The following is a 17,877-nucleotide window of genomic DNA, read 5'->3' as shown; positions in this document are numbered from 1 at the left end:
CGCGAAACGGGGGCCGGGAGGCGGGTGGGAGCGCGAGCCGCGACAGTGAGACGCGGGTCACATCCAGGGCTGTCACATTTTGCCGGCCTGATCGGTCAGAGAGATACAGGCACCGAAACCTCAAGGGAGTGCACCATGAACGCCCGCTTGAAGCCCTTCGACAGCCCGGTCGCGGCCAAGTCCCTCAAGCACATCATCGCGGCAGGCAACGCGCTCAAGGAGTCGACGCTGCCGCTCGCGACGCAGGAGCTGGTCAGGATCCGCGCCAGCCAGATCAACGGCTGCGCCGGCTGCCTCGACATGCACACCAAGGAGGCCGCGCACGCCGGGGAGAGCGCGGTGCGCATCAACCTGGTCGCGACCTGGCGGGAGGCCACCGTCTTCACCGACGCCGAGCGCGCCGCCCTGGAGCTGACCGAGCAGGGCACCCGTATCGCGGACGCGGCCGGCGGCGTCCCGGACGAGGTCTGGGCGAACGCCGCCAAGTACTACGACGACGACCAGCTCGCCGCCCTGGTGTGCGCCATCGCCGTGATCAACACCTTCAACCGCCTGAACGTGATCGTCCAGCAGCCCGCCGGCGACTACCAGGTCGGCATGCACGGATAGCGGCAGGCACCGTCCGGCGCGCGGGCGCGGGAGGCCCCCGGGCCTTCCGCGCCCGTCAGGAGAACGGGTTCTCCGGGAAGCCGCACACCCGGACGCGGCGCGGAGCCGCCAGAGCGCGCTCCGCGCGGTTGCCGGGCGGTCCGCCCCAGCGGACTGAGTGCCACCAGGGCGAACACACCGATGAGCAGGCAGGACGTGTTCACGGATTCCCCGGTCGGGAAATCAGCACACGGCCGGACGACTTACATCCCCGGGCGCGGCGCGGTACTGCGCGACGCCATCGCCAGTGCCACGACCCAGCCCACCAGGGTCCAGCCGAGAAACAGATTCAGCACGAGTACGGAGCCGCTGTTCGACACCCCTCGCGCGAAGGCGACGATGGTCGGCAGGAAATAGGCCAGCAGGATGACGACTATCAGTGCTAACCAGCCGATTGACATAACGCTCATGCAGCCCCCCAGTACGAACAGATGTGGAGGTCAATTCTCCACAGCCGCCCTTCGATGTCCACAGTGCGTCAGTCAAGATCATCGGAGGGTGACCGACGCCGGGCCCCGGCTTCGTCGAGCGCCCCGATTCCGGCGCAGAGCAGCCGGACGCTGCGGACGAACTTCTCGTCCTGGTCCTGCCCGGACGCCGCGGCCACGGTGAGCGGGAAGCGCCGGTGGAGCTCGGCGACGTCCTCGGCGTCGGCCTCGACGGCGGGGGGCTCGCCCTGCTCCTGGAGCACGTAGCCGGTGATGTGGCTGAGCACCGTGTCACCGGCGATGCCCAGGTGCTCGTCCCGGACGCCGGTGTCCTTCAGCGTCCGCAGCAGCCGCTCCATCAGGGACAGCGCTCCGGTGCTGAGCACCTTCGGGCTGTCGGCGAACATGACCGCGCCGCCGGGGTGCCTCAGCAGGCTCCGCCGGAGCGAGACGGCCTGGGCCTCGACCCGCTCCGGCCAGCCGGCCGCGTCGGGCAGGGCGGCCAGGGCGGCCGTGCCCGCGTCGTACGCCTGCTGAGCCAGCCGGTCGGCCATCAGCTGGAGCAGGGCGCTCTTGTTGGGCACGTGGTAGTACATGCTGCCGGCGTGCGCGTCGAGCCGCTTCGCCACCTGGCGCATGGACAGCCCGTGGTAGCCCGCTTCGGCGAACACCGCCATGCCCGCGTCGATGATCCGGTCCGTGCTCAGCTTCATGGGCCCCACTGTAGCCGACTTTCAAACACCGTTTGAAAACTGCGGCAGACGCGTCTACTGTCGTCACCGACGGGATTCAAACAGCGTTTGAAGGGGGGTGGTGACGATGGGCGGACTGCTGTTCAACGTGACCACGGCGGCACTGATGATGTTGATGCTCAACGGCGGACTGACCCTGCTCGGCCAGGACACCCTGCGAGGGCGGCGCGTCCCGTGGGCGGCGGTGGGGCTGACCTCGCTCGCCGTCGCCGGGGTGGTCACCCAGCTCTGCTGGTCGGGCGCGATGGACGCCCTCGACAGCGACCCGGCCAGGTCCGGCTGGTGGCGGACCCTCACCTCGACGTTCCTGCAGAACGGCGGCCCGCTCGGCGGGGCGTGGAACCTCGCCACCCTCGCCGTCATCGCCGCCCTGGCCAACTGGTTCTGGGGCGCGCCCCTCACGCTGGGCCTGTTCCTCGCCGGCATCCTCCTGCCCGGCTACGTCGACGCGCTGTTCGGCGAGCACGGGCACAGCACCGACCCCCGCAACTTCGCCGGAAGCTCCGGCGCCACGTACTTCCTCGCCGCGACCCTGTCGGCGGCGCTGCTCCTGCGCACACTGCACACACGCCGGCCCGGCCGGGAGCGCCCGAAGGAGATCCTGCTGGCGGCCGGCGTGCCCGTGCTCGGCCTGGTGGTCTGGTTCGCCCAGTCGAACGGCCACGGCCTGGTGTCCGTCTACGGTTTCGTCCTGGGCTGCGCCGTCCACGCACTCACCCGCCGCGCCCCGGACCGCCCCGCACCCGACGCCCTCGCGGGGGACCTGCCGAATCGGCCGCGTCGGCACTCGATCCATGTCGCGGATTGAGTGCCCGGAACCGGACTTGAACCGGTACGCCCCCGAGGGGCAGCGAGGTTTAAGCTCGCCGTGTCTGCATTCCACCATCCGGGCTTGGCGCGGCTCCGCGTTGGCACATGACCCTATCCGGGGGGCTCCCCCGATCGGCCGAACAGTGGCTCGATGTTGTCTTATTTTATTGACCGCTTGAGGGTGCGTCAGCACACCCGAGAGGCATAGTCACACGCCTGACAGGGTTGTGGGCGTGACAAGCGGCAATCCGAATTGACGTGAATTCGCCGCACCCACACAGCCGATTCGCCAGGGGCGCGCCACGGATCGCCAGGGGCGCGCCACCCCTGCCGGCCGACGGAGCCGTCAGCCCGGCCCAAAACCGGCTGCCCGACCGGGTTCTCCGGGGCGCCAGGACCGCGCCTGTGATCATGAACACGGGGCGTTTCCCCTGGCAGCGAGGGCACGAACACGGCGGCCGCGCAAGGCCGGGCGGACCACGGGCGGCGTCAGCCGTCTCGGGGGCGGTGTCATACCGCAGGAGGACGCGAGCGCCCGTCGGTGCGACTCAAGGCGGCCCCGGGAACGGGCACCGGGACTGACGATCCGCGGCGGATCGGCGGAGACGATGGAGCAGTGCCGTCGAGGAGGACGCCGCGTCATGCGGCGCCCTCCTGCCGGCGGACCCGAAGGTCCTCCCGCCCCGTACGAACCCGACCCTGGAGCCTCCCGTGACCACCATGACCACCGCTCACCGCGCCACCGCGGTGGCTGCACGCGCCACGGAACTGTCGAAGGTCTACGGAGAGGGCGAGACCAAGGTGACCGCGCTGGACCGGGTCACCGTGGACTTCCCGCAGGGCGAGTTCACCGCGATCATGGGCCCGTCGGGTTCCGGCAAGTCCACGCTGATGCACTGCGTGGCCGGTCTCGACAGCTTCAGCAGCGGCTCGGTGCGGATCGGGGAGACGGAGCTGGGCTCCCTCAAGGACAAGCAGCTCACCCAGTTGCGACGGGACAAGATCGGATTCATCTTCCAGGCGTTCAACCTGCTGCCGACGCTGACGGCGCTGGAGAACATCACGCTGCCGATGGACATCGCCGGCCGCAAGCCCGACCAGGCGTGGCTGCACAAGGTCATCGAGATGGTGGGCCTCACCGACCGCCTGAAGCACCGGCCCACGGAGCTCTCCGGCGGCCAGCAGCAGCGCGTCGCGGTGGCTCGCGCCCTGGCCTCGCAGCCGGAGATCATCTTCGGTGACGAGCCGACCGGCAACCTGGACTCGCGCTCCGGCGCCGAGGTCCTCGGCTTCCTCCGCAACTCGGTGCGCGAGCTGGGCCAGACCGTGGTCATGGTGACCCACGACCCGGCGGCCGCCTCCTACGCGGACCGGGTCATCTTCCTCGCGGACGGGGCGATCGTGGACCAGATGATGCACCCCACCGCGGACGGGGTGCTGGACCGGATGAAGGCATTCGACGCCAAGGGCCGCACCAGCTGAGCCGAGCCCCCAGGCCGCCGCCCCGGCCCCTGCGTCGCGCCGCCCCGTGCCGCGCGACGCCCGATCCATGCCTCTTTCCGGAACCCCCTCCCCTCCAGGACACAGCCATGTTCCGTACCGCCCTGCGCAATGTGCTCTCGCACAAGGCCAGGCTGCTGATGACCGTCCTCGCCGTGATGCTCGGCGTGGCCTTCGTCTCCGGCACTCTGGTCTTCACCGACACCCTCGGAAACGCCTTCCGCAACCAGTCGGCGAAGAACTACGACGACGTCGCCGTCGCGGTCACCACCTACGCCGACCAGCGCGACGCCGAGACGCCCGGCGTCGACGCCGCCACCCTGAAGAAGATCCGCGCCCTGGACGGGGTGGCGAGCGCCACCGGCCGGGTCTCCGGCTTCGCCGGGGTCGCCGGCACGGACGGCAAGCTGATCGGCAACGGCTGGACCAACACCGGCGGCAACTTCGCCCCGGGCAAGGGCGGCAAGGACGCGCAGTACGACTTCACCGACGGCACGGGCCCCACCGCCGACGGCCGGATCGCCCTGGACCGGGACACCGCGGAGAAGGGCGAGTACAAGGTCGGCGACAAGGTACGGGTCGCCACGAACGGACCGGTGAAGGAGTACACCCTGTCCGGGGTCTTCACCACCGAGGACGGCGCGGTCAACGCCGGCGGCAGCCTGGTGCTCTTCGACTCCGACGTCGCCCAGAAGCTGTTCCTGCGGCCCGGCGAGTTCCAGGACGTCTCCGTCACCGCCGCACCCGGCACCTCCGACCAGCAGGTGCTGGCCGCGGTGAAGCCGCTGCTGCCCAAGGACGCGGAGGCCAAGACCGGCAAGGTCCGCGCCGACGAGCAGGCCAAGCAGATCGAGTCCAGCCTGGGCAGCCTCAACAAGCTGCTGCTCGCCTTCGCGGGAATCGCCCTCTTCGTCGGCGTCTTCCTGATCGCCAACACCTTCACCATGCTGGTCGCGCAGCGCACCAAGGAGCTGGCGCTGCTGCGTGCCGTCGGCGCCTCGCGCCGCCAGGTCAAGCGCTCGGTGCTGCTCGAAGCCGCCGTGGTCGGTCTGGTCGCCTCCGTCATCGGCTTCGCGGTGGGCCTCGGTCTGGCCGTCGGGCTGCGCTCCGCGATGAGCCTGATCGGCGGCAAGATCCCGGCCGGTCCGCTGGTGGTCGCGCCGACCACGATCATCGCCGCCCTCGCGGTCGGCGTCCTGATCACCGTGCTGGCCGCCTGGCTGCCCGCCCGCCGGGCCGCGAAGATCCCGCCGGTCGCGGCGATGAACAGCATGTACTCGGTGGCCTCCGTGAAGTCCCTGGTGGTGCGCAACTCGATCGGCGCGGTCATCACGCTGCTCGGCGCGGCGACGGTCGTGGCCGGTGCGGCACGGTCCGGAAACTCTGCCCAGGCGGCCATCGCGGCCGGTGCCTTCCTGGCACTGATCGGCATCATCATCCTCATCCCGCTGCTGTCCCGCCCGGTGATCGCCCTGCTCCGCCCGATGCTGCAGAGGCTGTTCGGGGTCTCCGGCAAGCTGGCCGCGCAGAACGCGGTGCGCAACCCCCGGCGTACCGGCGCCACCGCCTCGGCGCTGGCGATCGGTCTCACCCTCGTCACCGGCATCTCGGTCCTGGGCGTCACCCTCGGCCAGGCGGTCGACCGGATGACCACGGACAACATCAAGGCCGACTACATGGTGTCGATGGCGAGCGGGGACTCGCTCGACGAGTCGGCGCTCACGGCCCTGGAGAAGGCCGACGGCGTCACCGCCGTCTCACCCACGCAGTCCGTCTGGCTGTCGGTCGGGAAGGCGAACCTGTCGGCGTCCGGCGTCACCCCCGGCGACGTGCAGAAGGTCCTCAGCGTCGACACCCTCTCGGGCTCGATGGACTCCCTGGGCAGCGGCGCGATCGCCGTCTCGGAAAAGACCGCGAAGTCCAACGGCTGGAAGACCGGGGACAGCGTCCCGGTCACCTACGAGGACGACAAGAAGGAGAACCTGAGGATCGGGGCGCTCTACAAGGACAACGAGTTCCTGTCGCCGGTCGTGATCCCCCGCGACAAGGTGGCCCCGCACGAGGGCCGTGCGGACATCCGCGAGATCTGGGTCAAGACGGACGGCGGTTCGAGCACGGCCAACGAGCAGGCCGTGGTGAACGCCCTCGGTGACAACCCGGGCATGAGCGTCATGGACCGCCAGGACATCCGGGACATGTTCGGCGGCACCATCAACCTGATGATGAACATCATGTACGGGCTGCTGGGGATGGCCCTGATCATCGCGGTGCTCGGCGTCGTCAACACGCTGGCCATGTCGGTGTTCGAGCGGCAGCAGGAGATCGGCATGCTGCGGGCGATCGGCCTGGACCGGCGCAAGGTCAAGCGCATGATCCGTCTGGAGGCCGTGGTCATCTCGGTGTTCGGCGCGCTGGTCGGGATCGGGCTGGGCCTGTTCCTGGGCTGGGCGATCGGCCAGGCGGCCTCGTCCCAGATCCCGCAGTACGCCCTGGTCGTGCCGTGGGGCAGGATCGCGCTCTTCCTGCTGCTGGCCGCACTGGTGGGGGTGCTGGCCGCGATGTGGCCGGCCCGCAACGCCGCGAAGCTCAACATGCTGACGGCGATCAAGACCGAGTAGCGCCGGACGGCACACGTGAGAGGGCCGGTGTCCGTGGTCACGGACACCGGCCCTCTCACGTGTGCACGGTTCAGCCGGTCGCGGACGCCTTCCAGTCCCGGGCGCGCAGCGGCATCCGGGCGGTTCCGCCCTCCGCCGGCCGGACGGCCAGGATCTGGTTGACACCGATCTTGTTGTGCTCGAAGGAGAGCGCGGAGGCGGCCATGTACAGGCGCCAGACCCTGGCCCGGCCGGGCGAGGTCATCCTCACCGCGAGGTTCCAGTCCTTCTCCAGGTTGGCGACCCAGCGGCGCAGGGTCAGCGCGTAGTGCTCGCGGAGCGACTCGACGTCGCGGGCCTCGAAACCGGCTTCCTCAAGGGTCGCGACGGTCCGGCCCAGCGGCGCCAGCTCACCGTCCGGGAAGACGTAGGCGTCGATGAACTCGTCCACGTGGTAGGCGGACTCGTCCTTCTCCGGGCGGCGGGCGATCTGGTGGTTGAGGAGGCGCCCGCCGGGCTTGAGGAGTGCGTAGACGTCGTCGGCGTACTCGCGGTAGCGGACCGATCCGACGTGTTCCGCCATCCCGATGGAGGAGATGGCGTCGTACGGGCCGTCCCTGACGTCCCGGTAGTCCTGGACCCGGATCTCGATCCGGTCGGTCAGGCCCTCCTCGGCGATGCGCTTCCTGGCGAAGGCCGCCTGTTCGGTGGAGAGGGTCACACCGGTGACCCGGGCGCCGTACTCGCGGGCCGCGTGGATCGCCATGGACCCCCAGCCGCAGCCGACGTCCAGGAGGCGGTCCCCCTCCTTCAGGGCGAGCTTGCGGCAGACCAGGTCGAGCTTGTCGCGCTGGGCGTCCTCAAGGGTTCCGCCGTCCTCCCAGTAGGCGCAGGAGTAGACCATGGACGGGCCGAGGACCAGTTCGTAGAAGTCATTGCCCACGTCGTAGTGGTGGCTGATGGCCTCCTTGTCGCGGCGCTTGGTGTGCAGGGCCCCGGTGCGGCGGCGCACCTCCTCCGGTGGCGGCGGGGGCGGCGGCCAGGGGCCGGCGAGCTGCAGCAGCCCCTTGGCGGCCGCCCGGATCTTCGGGTCGCGGACCGGGTGGATGCTGTCCTTCGCCTCCGCCCCGCGGTCCCAGATCAGCCCGGCCACCAGGTCCAGGGCCTCGTACAGATCGCCTTCGATGTCGAGTTCCCCGGCCACCCAGGCGCGGGCGAGGCCCAGTTCGCCCGGCTTCCACAGCAGCCGGCGCAGGGCGCGACGGCTCCTGATGACGAGGGCGGGGGCCTCGGGCGGTCCGGATTCGCTGCCGTCCCAGGCCCGGATCCGGACCGGTAGGGGTTCTCCCAGCAACTCCTGGGCGAGAGCGGTCAGCCGCAACGCGGCGTCTGCCATGGCGCACACCTCCGTGATGGTGTTTCCCAACGTGCCCAGACATGCCCACACATGTCTCGGACCACGCCGCGGCACCCGTTGGCGCCGTGACGAGGTACACCCCCCTCAACAGTTTCCGGCGGCCGTGCCATCCCGCTACCGCGCAATGGAACGGCAAAATACCTGTATGAACCATGCATCCGCCGGGTCACTGGCCCCGCTCCCCCTGTACGGTGCCCCGCCCCGCCCCGTGCCGATACGCCGAAGGGGCCGCCCGCACCACGGATGGCGGACGGCCCCTTCGGGCGTCGTACGACTGCGTTCCGTGCGGATACGGGTATCCGCACGCGGACCGGGAGGTACTGGGCCCCCGGCCCGGGGTGCGCTAGGAGGCCTTGGCCTTCTCGCCCACCGGCTGGGCGGCGGCGGGGGCCGGGGCCGGCTTGGCGGCCTCGTAGAACTCCTCGCGCGGAGTCTCCATGGCGCCGAGCGAGACGACCTCGCGCTTGAGGAACATCGCCAGGGTCCAGTCGGCGAAGATCCGGATCTTGCGGTTCCAGGTCGGCATCGCCACGCCGTGGTAGCCACGGTGCATGTACCAGGCGAGACGGCCCTTGAGCTTGATCTTCACCTTGCCCACGACGATCATCGCGACGCCCTTGTGCAGGCCCAGACCGGCGACCGCACCCTTGTTGGCGTGGCTGTACTCGCCCTGCGGGAAGCCGCGCATCCCGGAGATGACGTTGTCGCCGAGGACCTTGGCCTGACGCAGCGCGTGCTGGGCGTTCGGCGGGCACCAGGCGTTCGGGTTGCCGGCCTTGCGGCCGACCATGTCCGGGACCTGGGCGTTGTCGCCCGCGGCCCAGATGTAGTCGGTGCCCTGCACCTGGAGCTTCTCGGTGGTGTCCACGTGACCGCGCGGACCGAGCGGCAGGCCGAAGCGGGCCAGCGCCGGGTTCGGCTTCACGCCGGCCGTCCACACGATGGTGTTGGAGTCGACCTCGAGGCCGTTCTTCAGCACCACGTGACCGTCGACGCAGGAGTCCATGGAGGTCGAGAGGAAGACCTCGACACCACGGGACTCCAGGTGCTCCCGGCCCCAGGTGCCCAGCTTCGGACCGACCTCGGGAAGGATCTTGTCGGCGGCGTCGACGAGCACGAAGCGCATGTCCTCGCGCTTCACGTTCGTGTAGTACTTCGCCGCGTCGCGGGCCATGTCCTCGACCTCGCCGATGGTCTCCGCACCGGCGAAGCCGCCGCCCACGAAGACGAAGGTGAGCGCCCTGCGGCGGACATCCTCATCGGTCGTCGAGTCAGCCTTGTCCAGCTGCTCCAGTACGTGGTTGCGCAGGCCGATGGCCTCCTCGATGCCCTTCATGCCGATGCCCTGTTCGGCCAGGCCGGGGATCGGGAAGGTGCGCGAGACGGCGCCCATCGCGATGACCAGGTAGTCGAAGGGCAGCTCGTAGGCCTCGCCGACGAGCGGCGCGACCGTGGCGACCTTGCGGTCCTGGTCAATGGTCGTGACGCGGCCGGTGAGAACCTCGGCCTTCGGCAGCACGCGTCGCAGCGGGACGACGACGTGCCGGGGCGAGATGCTGCCGGCAGCAGCTTCGGGGAGGAAGGGCTGGTAGGTCATGTACGACCGGGGGTCGACGACCGTGACGGTCGCCTCTCCGTAGCGCATCTTCTTCAGAATGCGCCGAGCTGCGTACAGGCCTACGTACCCACCGCCTACTACGAGGATCCTGGGACGCTCCGTGGTGCTCATGCCATCGAGTATCCACCCCTCCCGGGGGGCGAGCTCGTGAGCCCCTTCACAAGGTATGGCCCACCCTCTGCTACACTTCGCCGCCCACGTGACCCAGGTCATGGCCCCGGCAGGGAACCACAGCGCCGTGGCGAACGTTGTTCACCGCTTGTGAGCTGGCCCTTGAGTCACCGGGCGAGGTGGACCACCCGCCCGGTTCACACTCCCGCAACACTCCCGGAACCACTCCGTTCACGCCGCGAGTGACCCCGCACACGCTCCTGCGGGCCCGTCCGGAGCAGAAGTCCGCCCCCACGGACCCAATTCCTTGTGAAGAAGTTCACGAAGTTCGTCGCGGCGTGTCCCCGAAGGGCTCCCCGGGGTGACCCTCAGCGGCTCAAAGGTGCAGGCAGGAATGCGTATGAGCAAGGTTTGTGCACCCACCGGCACCCCGCCCTCCCAGGCCCCGCGCGCAGGCCTCAGGAGGGCGCTCAGCGGCCCGCCCGCCGGACAGGCCCTACGCGACGGACCAGCCGATCCCGTCGAGGATGTCGTGCTCGCTGACGACCACCTCGTGGGCCCCGGTCCGCTCCATGACGGCCAGCAGGATCAGCGCCCCGGAGGCGATCACGTCGACCCGTCCCGGGTGCATCGCGCCGATCGCGGCACGCTCGGCGTGGGTCGAGGAGAGCAGCCGCCCGGTGATCTCCCGGACCTGCTCCAGGGAGACCCGTGAGTGGTGGATCGCCGCCGAGTCGTACTCCTCCAGGCCCAGTGCGATCGCGGCCACCGTGGTGACCGTGCCGGCCAGGCCCACGAGCGTGCCGGCCCCGGTGAGCGGGACGCTGCGCCCGGCCAGGTCCAGCGCGGCGGCGACGTCCGCGCGGATCGCGTCGGCCGCCTCCGGCGTGGGCGGGTCGACGACCGCGCCGTCCCGCGAGAGATGGCGCTCGGTCATCCGCACGCAGCCGATGTCCACGGACCGGGCCGCCCGCACCCGGTCGTCGCCGACGACGAACTCGGTCGAGCCGCCGCCGATGTCCACGACGAGGTACGGCTTCGCCAGGTCGTCGCGCCCGGCGAGCTCCTTGGTGGCCCCGTCGAAGGAGAACTCCGCCTCCTGGTCACCACTGATCACCTCGGGCTCGACGCCCAGGATGTCCAGCACCCCCCGGACGAAGTCGTCCCGGTTCTCCGCGTCCCGGGAGGCCGAGGTGGCGACGAAGCGGACCCTCTCGGCGCCGTGCTCCTTGATCACCGCCGCGTACTGCCGGCACGCGGCGAACGTCCGCTCCAGCGCCTCGGGGGCGAGCCGCCCGGTCCGGTCGACGCCCTGGCCGAGCCGGACGATCTCCATCCGCCGGTCGAGCTCGGTGAACTCCCCGGTTGCGGGGTCGGCGTCCGCCACCAGCAGACGGATCGAGTTGGTACCGCAGTCGATGGCGGCCACACGCGTCATGTCTTCAAGCCTCTCCGGCGTTTGAGGATCGGGGTACGGGGGCGGAGCCCCCGGGTCAGCCCTCGTCCGAGTCCGGCCCGCCGCACGGCGACACGCACGGGCCCTTGCGCCACCACTCCGGCAGCATCGCGATCGCCTCGTCCCCCAGCGGGTTCACCCCCGGCCCCGCGGCCAGCGAGTGCCCCACGAGCACGTGCAGGCACTTCACCCGGTCCGGCATGCCCCCCGCGCTCGGGAAGCCCTCCAACACCTCGATGGCGTCACGCCGCGCGATGTAGTCCTCGTGCGCGGCCCGGTACGCGGCCGCCAGCGCGGGATCCGTACCGAGGCGCTCGGTCATCTCCCGCATGACCCCGTTCGCCTCCAGCGTGCCGATCGCGGACGCCGCACGCGGGCACGTCAGGTAGTACGTCGTGGGGAACGGCGTACCGTCCTCCAGCCGGGGCTGCGTCTCGACCACGTCCGGGTTGCCGCACGGGCAGCGGTGCGCGATGGCGCGCAGCCCACGCGGCGGGCGCCCCAGCTGCTGCTGGAACGCGGCGATGTCCGCGTCGGTGGGCGCGGTGGACTCGGTCTGGGGAGGGGGCGTTTCCATGCCTGCCTAGGTTCTGATCGGGCCCCTTGAACTGCGGTACCGCAGACGAACGGGGAAATGCGAAATGACGGGAACGCGGGTCAGCCACGGTCGGCGCTGTCGACGCCGTCCCACAGGTTGGAGTGCCACGGTCGGCCGGACTCGTCCGGCTCTCCGTTGCGCTCCTTGACCGCGTCGGGATCGACCACGGTGTAGCCGGTCTCCCCCGGAAGAAGGTAGTGCAGGTGCTCACGGGCCAGCCGCTTGATGTAGGCGTCGTCCTGGAGGCGCGCCTTCTCGTCGCGCAGCTCCTCGGTGCGTGCCTCGGCCTCCTGCGCGAGCCGCTCCTGATCCGCGATCTCGTCGCGCTGCGACACGTACTGCCGCATCGGGTACGCGAGGGCGACGATCAGGGAGCAGACGACCAGGGCCAGGAAGGCCGCCCGGCCGGTGAGGCGGGAGCGGCGGGCCTGGCGCTTGCTCTGGGAACGGTAGACGCGGGCTGCGGTCTGCTCACCGAGCAGCCTCAGCCGGGTCGCGGTGGAGAACCGGTCCCGGTCCTTCGCGGCCATGTCTCCGCCTCCCCATTACGCACGTCCGTCCCCGCACACGGTACGGGACCGAGTGCGGGGACGGACGGAGGCCGGGTCGCTGGACCCGGTCGGGCTTGTCAGCCCTTGAACCGCGGGAACGCCGAGCGGCCCGCGTACACCGCGGCGTCGTCGAGGATCTCCTCGATGCGCAGCAGCTGGTTGTACTTGGCGACACGGTCCGAGCGGGCCGGGGCGCCGGTCTTGATCTGGCCGCAGTTCACGGCGACCGCGAGGTCGGCGATGGTGACGTCCTCGGTCTCGCCGGAGCGGTGGGACATCATGCACTTGAAGCCGTTGCGCTGGGCCAGCTCGACGGCGTCCAGGGTCTCGGTCAGCGAACCGATCTGGTTGACCTTGACGAGCAGGGCGTTGGCCGAGCCCTCCTCGATGCCCCGGGCCAGGCGCTCCGGGTTGGTGACGAAGAGGTCGTCGCCGACGATCTGCACCTTGGCGCCGATCTTGTCGGTGATGACCTTCCAGCCGGCCCAGTCGTCCTCGTACAGCGGGTCCTCGATGGAGACCAGCGGGTACGCGGAGACGAGCTCCTCGTAGTACTCGGTCATCTCGGCGGCCGAGCGGGACTTGCCCTCGAACTCGTACGTGCCGTCCTTGTAGAACTCGGACGCGGCGACGTCGAGCGCGAGCGCGATGTCCTTGCCGGGGGCGTAACCGGCTTCCTTGATCGCCTCGACGATGAGGTCGAGCGCGGCGCGGTTGGACTCCAGGTTCGGCGCGAAGCCGCCCTCGTCACCGAGTCCGGTGGACAGGCCCTTGGTCTTCAGGACCTTCTTCAGGGTGTGGTAGACCTCGGCGCCCCAGCGCAGGGCCTCGGAGAAGGACTCCGCGCCGATCGGGGCGATCATGAACTCCTGGATGTCCACGTTGGAGTCGGCGTGCGACCCACCGTTGAGGATGTTCATCATCGGGACGGGCAGCAGGTGCGCGTTCGGGCCACCGAGGTAGCGGAACAGCGGCAGGTCCGAGGCCTCGGACGCGGCGTGGGCGACGGCGAGCGAGACGCCGAGGATGGCGTTGGCGCCGAGCGAGCCCTTGTTCTCGGTGGCGTCCAGGTCGAACATGGCCTGGTCGATCAGCCGCTGCTCGGTCGCGTCGTAGCCGACGAGCTCCGGGCCGATCTGCTCGATCACGGCGAGGACCGCCTTCTCGACGCCCTTCCCGTGGTAGCGGTTGGGGTCACCGTCGCGAAGCTCAATGGCCTCGAACGCACCGGTGGAGGCTCCGGACGGAACGGCAGCACGACCCGTGCTGCCGTCGTCGAGGCCAACCTCGACCTCGACCGTGGGGTTGCCCCGGGAGTCGAGGATTTCCCGGGCTACGACGACGTCGATGGACGGCACGAGGCATCTCCTTCTGGGATATGACGCTGGTTGTGCAGGGTCACTTTGGCCTTGCGACAAGAGCCTAACCGGCCCGGCCGTCTCAGTCGGCCGCCCGCCCGTCCCCTGGGACGAAAAAGGACCCAAGAGCGGTCATAGCGGGGCGAACAGCCAGAAATTTACTGACCAGTAACTACAACAGTTGAACAATCGGCCCGGAGATTCCCGGGCCGCCGAGCCCGCGGACCGGCGACCGACGGACCCCGGCCCGGCACGCGTGGAGGGGAAGACGCGGGCCGGGCCGGGCGATCGGCGAGGAGAGTGCCGAACTACTTCACCAGGTGCAGCTGCTGACCCGGGAAGATCATGTCGGCGTCCTTGACGATGTCCTTGTTCAGCTTGAACAGCTGCTCCCAGCCGCCCTTGACGTCGTGGTCGGCCGCGATCTTGCTCAGCGAGTCGCCGGTGACGACCTTGTACTCGCCGTCACCCTTCTTGACCTTCTCGCCGGTCGGGGTGGTCACGGTCTTCTTCTGCTCGGCCTTGGGGGCGGTCGAGCGCTCCGAGCGGTTGGTGGCCGGGGCCTCGGTGCGCTCGGCCTTCTTCGGCTCGGCCTGCTGGGCCGGGGCGGACTCCTGCTTGGGAGCGGACTCCTGCTTGGGGGCGGACTCCTGCTTGGGGGCGGCGGAGCCGGTGTCGACGCCCGGGTCCACACCGTCGTTGCTCAGGTTGCCGGCACCGGCGCAGGACCAGGCGCCCGGTCCCTGCATGTCGAGGAGCTTCTCGGCCACGGCGATCTGCTGGGACTTGCTGGCGAGGTCGGCGCGGGCCGCGTACTGCGTACCGCCGGCGGCGGCCCAGCTGGACTGCGAGAACTGCAGACCGCCGTAGTAGCCGTTGCCGGTGTTGATGGACCAGTTGCCGCCGGACTCGCACTGGGCGACCGCGTCCCACGTGGAGACGGAGGCGGCGGAGGCGCCGGTGGCACCCATCAGGGGCACGGCGATGGCGGCACCGGTCACACCGGCGAGGGTGGCGATACGGACGGCCTTGGACGGGCGGCGGTGCTTGTTGCCCTTGCTGTTAAGCAGCATCGAGACTTCTCCTCACCGACGCCTGCGAGGTGAGCTGTCGGGTTCGGGCCAAGTGAGTTGCCCGGTCGCGCGTCCTAGCGCACGACTTAACCCCAAGCCGGTCCTGATCCGTCCTGCGACGATCGGGCCCGGCACTTACCTGGGTCCCCCGCTCCTGCCTACGGCGCTTTACGCGTCTGTTCCCTTCGACCGACGGCAGGATTCGGCGTGACGGTCGACGGGGCCCGCGGTGCGAGCGGTTCTGACCGTAAACACACGCAACCCCTACATTCAAAGAAGGACATACCGGATAAACAGCCCTTCCTTGCATCGGATAAACGCCTGTTTGCGCAGGTCGGAACGGATGCGGAGGGAGCTCACGGACAAGACGCGCCAGTTCACGCAAAGAGACCCATGTCTCACTTAGTTCAAAGTGGGACATAGGCCTCTTAAGTACCCCGGATCCGAGGTGTTTTCAGCTGTTGATCAGACCGTTCCCACGGTCGTTTCCGCGACGGCTCCCAGGGCGGCCCTGACTGGGCCTCAGCCGGTCGCCCCCAGCCGCTTTCAGCCGGTCTTCACGCCGAGGTCGAGGTGCTGACCGGGCAGGATGAGGTCCGGGTCGGAGCCGACGGCCGCCTTGTTGGCCTCGTACAGCCCGGTCCAGCCGCCGGGCAGCTCCTGCGCGTCGGCGATCGCCCAGAGGTTGTCGCCGGGCCGGACGGTGTAGGTGCCGTCGGCGGCAGGCGCACCCTCGGCGCGCCCGGCACCCTCGCCGCGCGAGGCGTGCCGCCCCGAGTCCCGCCCGTCGCCGGTCCGCTCCGGGGCCGGGGCGCCGCGGTGCTTGCCGCCCGCCTCGGCGTCCGGGGAGGCCTCGTCCCGGCCGTCTGCGGGGCCGGTCGCGCCGGAGGAGCCGGAGGAGCCGGAAGCCGGAGGCGTGGCGTCCGGGGAGGCCGAGGCGTCCGGCTTGCGGTCCTTGCTGCCGGCCGGGTCGGCCGTGGTGTCGTCCGACGGGGCCTTCGTCCTGTCCTCGGCCGCGTCGTCCGACGGGTCGGCGCTCTTCGACGGGTCAGCACTCTTCGACGGGTCGGCACTCGCGGACGGGTCCGCGCTCTTTGACGGGTCGGCGGCCGGGGTGGCGGCCGGATCGACGCCCGGGTCGACGCCCGGCATGGATCCGTCCGCGGCGAGGCCGGAGAGGACGGCGCAGCTGGGCCACGCCTTCGGCCCCTGGTCGTCCAGCACCTTCTCCGCCACGGCGATCTGCTGCGAGCGGCTGGCGAGGTCCGCGCGCGGGGCGTACGCATCGCCGCCGTAGGACTTCCAGACCTCCTGCGAGAACTGCAGGCCGCCGTAGAAACCGTTGCCGAGGTCGGCACTCCACATGCCGCCGCTCTCGCACTCCGCGACCCGGTCCCAGGTCGAGGCGTCGGCGGCGTGCGCACCTGCCGCACCGAGCAGCGGGATGGCGATGGCCGATCCGGTCACGCCTGCGGCGACGATGATCGCGGGTGCCTGCCGAGGGCGACGGTGTCTGCCGTTCGCGGAGCCCATGGGAATGCCTTCCGTGTGACTGACAAGTGACTGGTGAGTCGAACGGTGAACCTAGCGGGACTCGAACGTGTGTCACAAGTCGATGCAGCGGAGATCACGCGAAAGTCACAATGTTGACAGAGTGTCACCTTCACCGGCGACGGCCCCGGGGGTGAACTCCACCGGGAGCGTGCGCAGTCCACGCATGATGAGCCCGCCACGCCAGCGCAAATCGGCAGCTTCCCCCGCAAGTCGCAGGTCCGGAAGGCGTTTCAACAGCGTGGCCAGCGCGGCCTGTCCCTCCAGCCGGGCGAGCGGTGCTCCCAGGCAGTAATGGATGCCGTGTCCGTAGCCGAGGTGCTGATTGTCACGCCGTGAGAGGTCGAGCGTGTCCGGGCCGTCGAAGCGCTCCGGGTCCCGGTCGGCGGCGGCGAGCACCACGAGCACGGGGTCGCCCGCGTCGACCCGCTGCCCGCCGATGGTCAGCGGCTCCGTGGCGTAGCGCCAGGTCGCGAGCTCCACCGGGCCGTCGAACCGCAGCAGTTCCTCGACCCCGGTGGCCAGCAGCCCCGTCTCCCCCTCGGCCAGGGACCGCTGGAGCCGCTCGCGCTGCTCCGGGTGACCCAGCAGGGTGTGTACGCCGTTGCCGATGAGGTTCACTGTCGTCTCAAAACCGGCAAACAGGATGATAAAGGCCATCGCGGCGGCCTCGTTCTCGGTCAGGTGCTCACCGTGGTCGCTCGCCCGGATGAGCCCCGAGATCAGGTCGTCCCCGGGGTTCTCGCGCTTGCGGTGGATGAGTTCGAGCAGATATCCGCGCATCTTCTTCACGGAGCGGGCCACCCCGCCGCGCGGGCCGCCGCCGTGGCGGATCATCATGCCCGCCCAGTCCCGGAAGTCGTCCTGGTCCTCGGGCGGGACGCCCAGCAGGTCGCAGATCGCGTAGATGGGGAGAGGGAAGGCGAACTCGTGGATGAGGTCCGCCTCCCCCTTCTCGGCGAAGGAGTCGATGAGGCGGTCCGTCAGCTCCTGCACGCGCGGCGCGAACTCCGCGATGCGCCGGGGCGTGAACGCCTTGGACACCAGACGCCGCAGCCGGGTGTGGTCGGGCGGGTCGATGTTCAGCAGATGCGTCATCAGCTCCGCCTTGCGCTCGCCCGGGATCCCCGTCTTCCCCTTGGCGTGCGCGGACTCGGCGTGGTGGGCCGGGTTCTTGGACAGCCGGGCGTCGGCGAGGGCCTGCCTGGCGTCCGCGTACCGCGTCACCAGCCAGGCCTCGACCCCGCTGGGCAGCGTGGTGCGGTGGACGGGGCTGTGCTCGCGCAGCCAGGCGTACGCGGGGTACGGGTCGGTGGCGAACTCCCACGTGAAGAGTTCGGGGGCGGGCGGCACGGCGTCGGCCGGGTGGGCGGGGCCGGTGTCGGCGGGGCTGTCGTTCACCCCCCGAC

15 protein-coding genes, 1 tRNA gene and 1 riboswitch are annotated in these 17,877 nt (G+C 70.2%); of the genes, 4 read left to right on the top strand and 12 right to left on the bottom strand.

The annotated features are described in order from the left end of the window. Nucleotides 1–135: 135 nt before the first annotated feature. Nucleotides 136–609 (top strand): carboxymuconolactone decarboxylase family protein, encoded by a 474-nt coding sequence (locus EDD93_RS14950; protein WP_123525614.1) that lies wholly within the window; start codon nucleotides 136–138, stop codon nucleotides 607–609. A gap of 242 nt (nucleotides 610–851) precedes the next feature. On the opposite strand, the gene EDD93_RS14945 is transcribed toward EDD93_RS14950, so the two are convergent. Both EDD93_RS14945 and EDD93_RS14940 read right to left on the bottom strand, forming a co-directional pair. Next, nucleotides 852–1,049 carry a superinfection immunity protein gene (locus EDD93_RS14945; RefSeq protein WP_260255739.1) on the bottom strand — a complete coding sequence of 66 codons (198 nt, stop codon included), beginning with the start codon at nucleotides 1,047–1,049 and terminating at the stop codon, nucleotides 852–854. Between the two features lie 77 nt (nucleotides 1,050–1,126). Further along, entirely contained in the window at nucleotides 1,127–1,789 is a 663-nt protein-coding gene (locus EDD93_RS14940; RefSeq protein ID WP_123525612.1) for a TetR/AcrR family transcriptional regulator, read from the bottom strand. A gap of 106 nt (nucleotides 1,790–1,895) precedes the next feature. On the opposite strand from EDD93_RS14940, the gene EDD93_RS14935 reads away from it, so the two are divergent. Continuing rightward, nucleotides 1,896–2,636 carry a hypothetical protein gene (locus EDD93_RS14935; protein ID WP_185092321.1) on the top strand — a complete coding sequence of 247 codons (741 nt, stop codon included), beginning with the start codon at nucleotides 1,896–1,898 and terminating at the stop codon, nucleotides 2,634–2,636. A 1-nt stretch (nucleotide 2,637) separates the two neighbouring features. Here EDD93_RS14935 and EDD93_RS14930 read toward each other — a convergent pair. Beyond that, nucleotides 2,638–2,720: transfer RNA gene (locus tag EDD93_RS14930), tRNA-Leu, on the bottom strand. Between the two features lie 629 nt (nucleotides 2,721–3,349). Here EDD93_RS14930 and EDD93_RS14925 point away from each other — a divergent pair. Then, on the top strand, nucleotides 3,350–4,120 hold the full coding sequence (locus EDD93_RS14925) for an ABC transporter ATP-binding protein (protein ID WP_123525611.1): 771 nt from the start codon (nucleotides 3,350–3,352) through the stop codon (nucleotides 4,118–4,120). Between the two features lie 107 nt (nucleotides 4,121–4,227). Next, a complete protein-coding gene (locus EDD93_RS14920) occupies nucleotides 4,228–6,756 on the top strand; it encodes an ABC transporter permease (RefSeq protein WP_123525610.1) in 2,529 nt (842 codons plus the stop codon). 70 nt (nucleotides 6,757–6,826) lie between these two features. Here EDD93_RS14920 and EDD93_RS14915 read toward each other — a convergent pair whose 3' ends face one another. The 9 genes from EDD93_RS14915 to EDD93_RS14875 form a co-directional block, all read right to left on the bottom strand. Continuing rightward, nucleotides 6,827–8,131, bottom strand: coding sequence for a cyclopropane-fatty-acyl-phospholipid synthase family protein (locus EDD93_RS14915; RefSeq protein ID WP_123525609.1), 1,305 nt, complete (start codon nucleotides 8,129–8,131; stop codon nucleotides 6,827–6,829). Between the two features lie 364 nt (nucleotides 8,132–8,495). Then, a complete protein-coding gene (locus EDD93_RS14910) occupies nucleotides 8,496–9,881 on the bottom strand; it encodes an NAD(P)/FAD-dependent oxidoreductase (RefSeq protein ID WP_123525608.1) in 1,386 nt (461 codons plus the stop codon). Between the two features lie 496 nt (nucleotides 9,882–10,377). Beyond that, nucleotides 10,378–11,319, bottom strand: coding sequence for a Ppx/GppA phosphatase family protein (locus tag EDD93_RS14905; RefSeq protein ID WP_123525607.1), 942 nt, complete (start codon nucleotides 11,317–11,319; stop codon nucleotides 10,378–10,380). Between the two features lie 55 nt (nucleotides 11,320–11,374). Next, nucleotides 11,375–11,914, bottom strand: a complete 540-nt coding sequence (locus EDD93_RS14900; RefSeq protein WP_123525606.1) for a DUF501 domain-containing protein — start codon at nucleotides 11,912–11,914, stop codon at nucleotides 11,375–11,377. 80 nt (nucleotides 11,915–11,994) lie between these two features. After that, entirely contained in the window at nucleotides 11,995–12,465 is a 471-nt protein-coding gene (locus EDD93_RS14895; RefSeq protein WP_123525605.1) for a septum formation initiator family protein, read from the bottom strand. Nucleotides 12,466–12,563: 98 nt separating this feature from the next. Next, complete coding sequence (gene eno, locus EDD93_RS14890) at nucleotides 12,564–13,844, bottom strand: phosphopyruvate hydratase (protein WP_024491435.1); 1,281 nt, start codon at nucleotides 13,842–13,844, stop codon at nucleotides 12,564–12,566. Nucleotides 13,845–14,152: 308 nt separating this feature from the next. Continuing rightward, entirely contained in the window at nucleotides 14,153–14,917 is a 765-nt protein-coding gene (locus EDD93_RS14885) for a transglycosylase family protein (protein WP_123525604.1), read from the bottom strand. Between the two features lie 4 nt (nucleotides 14,918–14,921). Further along, nucleotides 14,922–15,093: riboswitch (cyclic di-AMP (ydaO/yuaA leader) on the bottom strand. 370 nt (nucleotides 15,094–15,463) lie between these two features. Beyond that, nucleotides 15,464–16,450, bottom strand: a complete 987-nt coding sequence (locus EDD93_RS14880) for a transglycosylase family protein (protein WP_123525603.1) — start codon at nucleotides 16,448–16,450, stop codon at nucleotides 15,464–15,466. Nucleotides 16,451–16,555: 105 nt separating this feature from the next. After that, nucleotides 16,556–17,869 carry a cytochrome P450 gene (locus tag EDD93_RS14875; protein WP_260255738.1) on the bottom strand — a complete coding sequence of 438 codons (1,314 nt, stop codon included), beginning with the start codon at nucleotides 17,867–17,869 and terminating at the stop codon, nucleotides 16,556–16,558. Nucleotides 17,870–17,877 lie beyond the last annotated feature (8 nt).

It is taken from the genome of Streptomyces sp. 840.1, assembly GCF_003751445.1.
Lineage (GTDB): Bacteria > Actinomycetota > Actinomycetes > Streptomycetales > Streptomycetaceae > Streptomyces.
The sequence above is the reverse complement of the archived record's forward strand: the minus strand, read 5'-3'. Positions and strand labels throughout refer to the sequence as shown.

What these genes read in the sequence shown, in the direction of transcription:
- EDD93_RS14945 (WP_260255739.1), bottom strand. Translation starts at nt 1,049, where the DNA reads ATGTCAATCGGCTGGTTAGCACTGATAGTCGTCATCCTGCTGGCCTAT.
- EDD93_RS14905 (WP_123525607.1), bottom strand. Translation starts at nt 11,319, where the DNA reads ATGACGCGTGTGGCCGCCATCGACTGCGGTACCAACTCGATCCGTCTG.
- EDD93_RS14915 (WP_123525609.1), bottom strand. Translation starts at nt 8,131, where the DNA reads ATGGCAGACGCCGCGTTGCGGCTGACCGCTCTCGCCCAGGAGTTGCTG.
- EDD93_RS14885 (WP_123525604.1), bottom strand. Translation starts at nt 14,917, where the DNA reads ATGCTGCTTAACAGCAAGGGCAACAAGCACCGCCGCCCGTCCAAGGCC.
- EDD93_RS14940 (WP_123525612.1), bottom strand. Translation starts at nt 1,789, where the DNA reads ATGAAGCTGAGCACGGACCGGATCATCGACGCGGGCATGGCGGTGTTC.
- EDD93_RS14950 (WP_123525614.1), top strand. Translation starts at nt 136, where the DNA reads ATGAACGCCCGCTTGAAGCCCTTCGACAGCCCGGTCGCGGCCAAGTCC.
- EDD93_RS14935 (WP_185092321.1), top strand. Translation starts at nt 1,896, where the DNA reads ATGGGCGGACTGCTGTTCAACGTGACCACGGCGGCACTGATGATGTTG.
- EDD93_RS14920 (WP_123525610.1), top strand. Translation starts at nt 4,228, where the DNA reads ATGTTCCGTACCGCCCTGCGCAATGTGCTCTCGCACAAGGCCAGGCTG.
- EDD93_RS14895 (WP_123525605.1), bottom strand. Translation starts at nt 12,465, where the DNA reads ATGGCCGCGAAGGACCGGGACCGGTTCTCCACCGCGACCCGGCTGAGG.
- EDD93_RS14910 (WP_123525608.1), bottom strand. Translation starts at nt 9,881, where the DNA reads ATGAGCACCACGGAGCGTCCCAGGATCCTCGTAGTAGGCGGTGGGTAC.
- EDD93_RS14880 (WP_123525603.1), bottom strand. Translation starts at nt 16,450, where the DNA reads ATGGGCTCCGCGAACGGCAGACACCGTCGCCCTCGGCAGGCACCCGCG.
- EDD93_RS14900 (WP_123525606.1), bottom strand. Translation starts at nt 11,914, where the DNA reads ATGGAAACGCCCCCTCCCCAGACCGAGTCCACCGCGCCCACCGACGCG.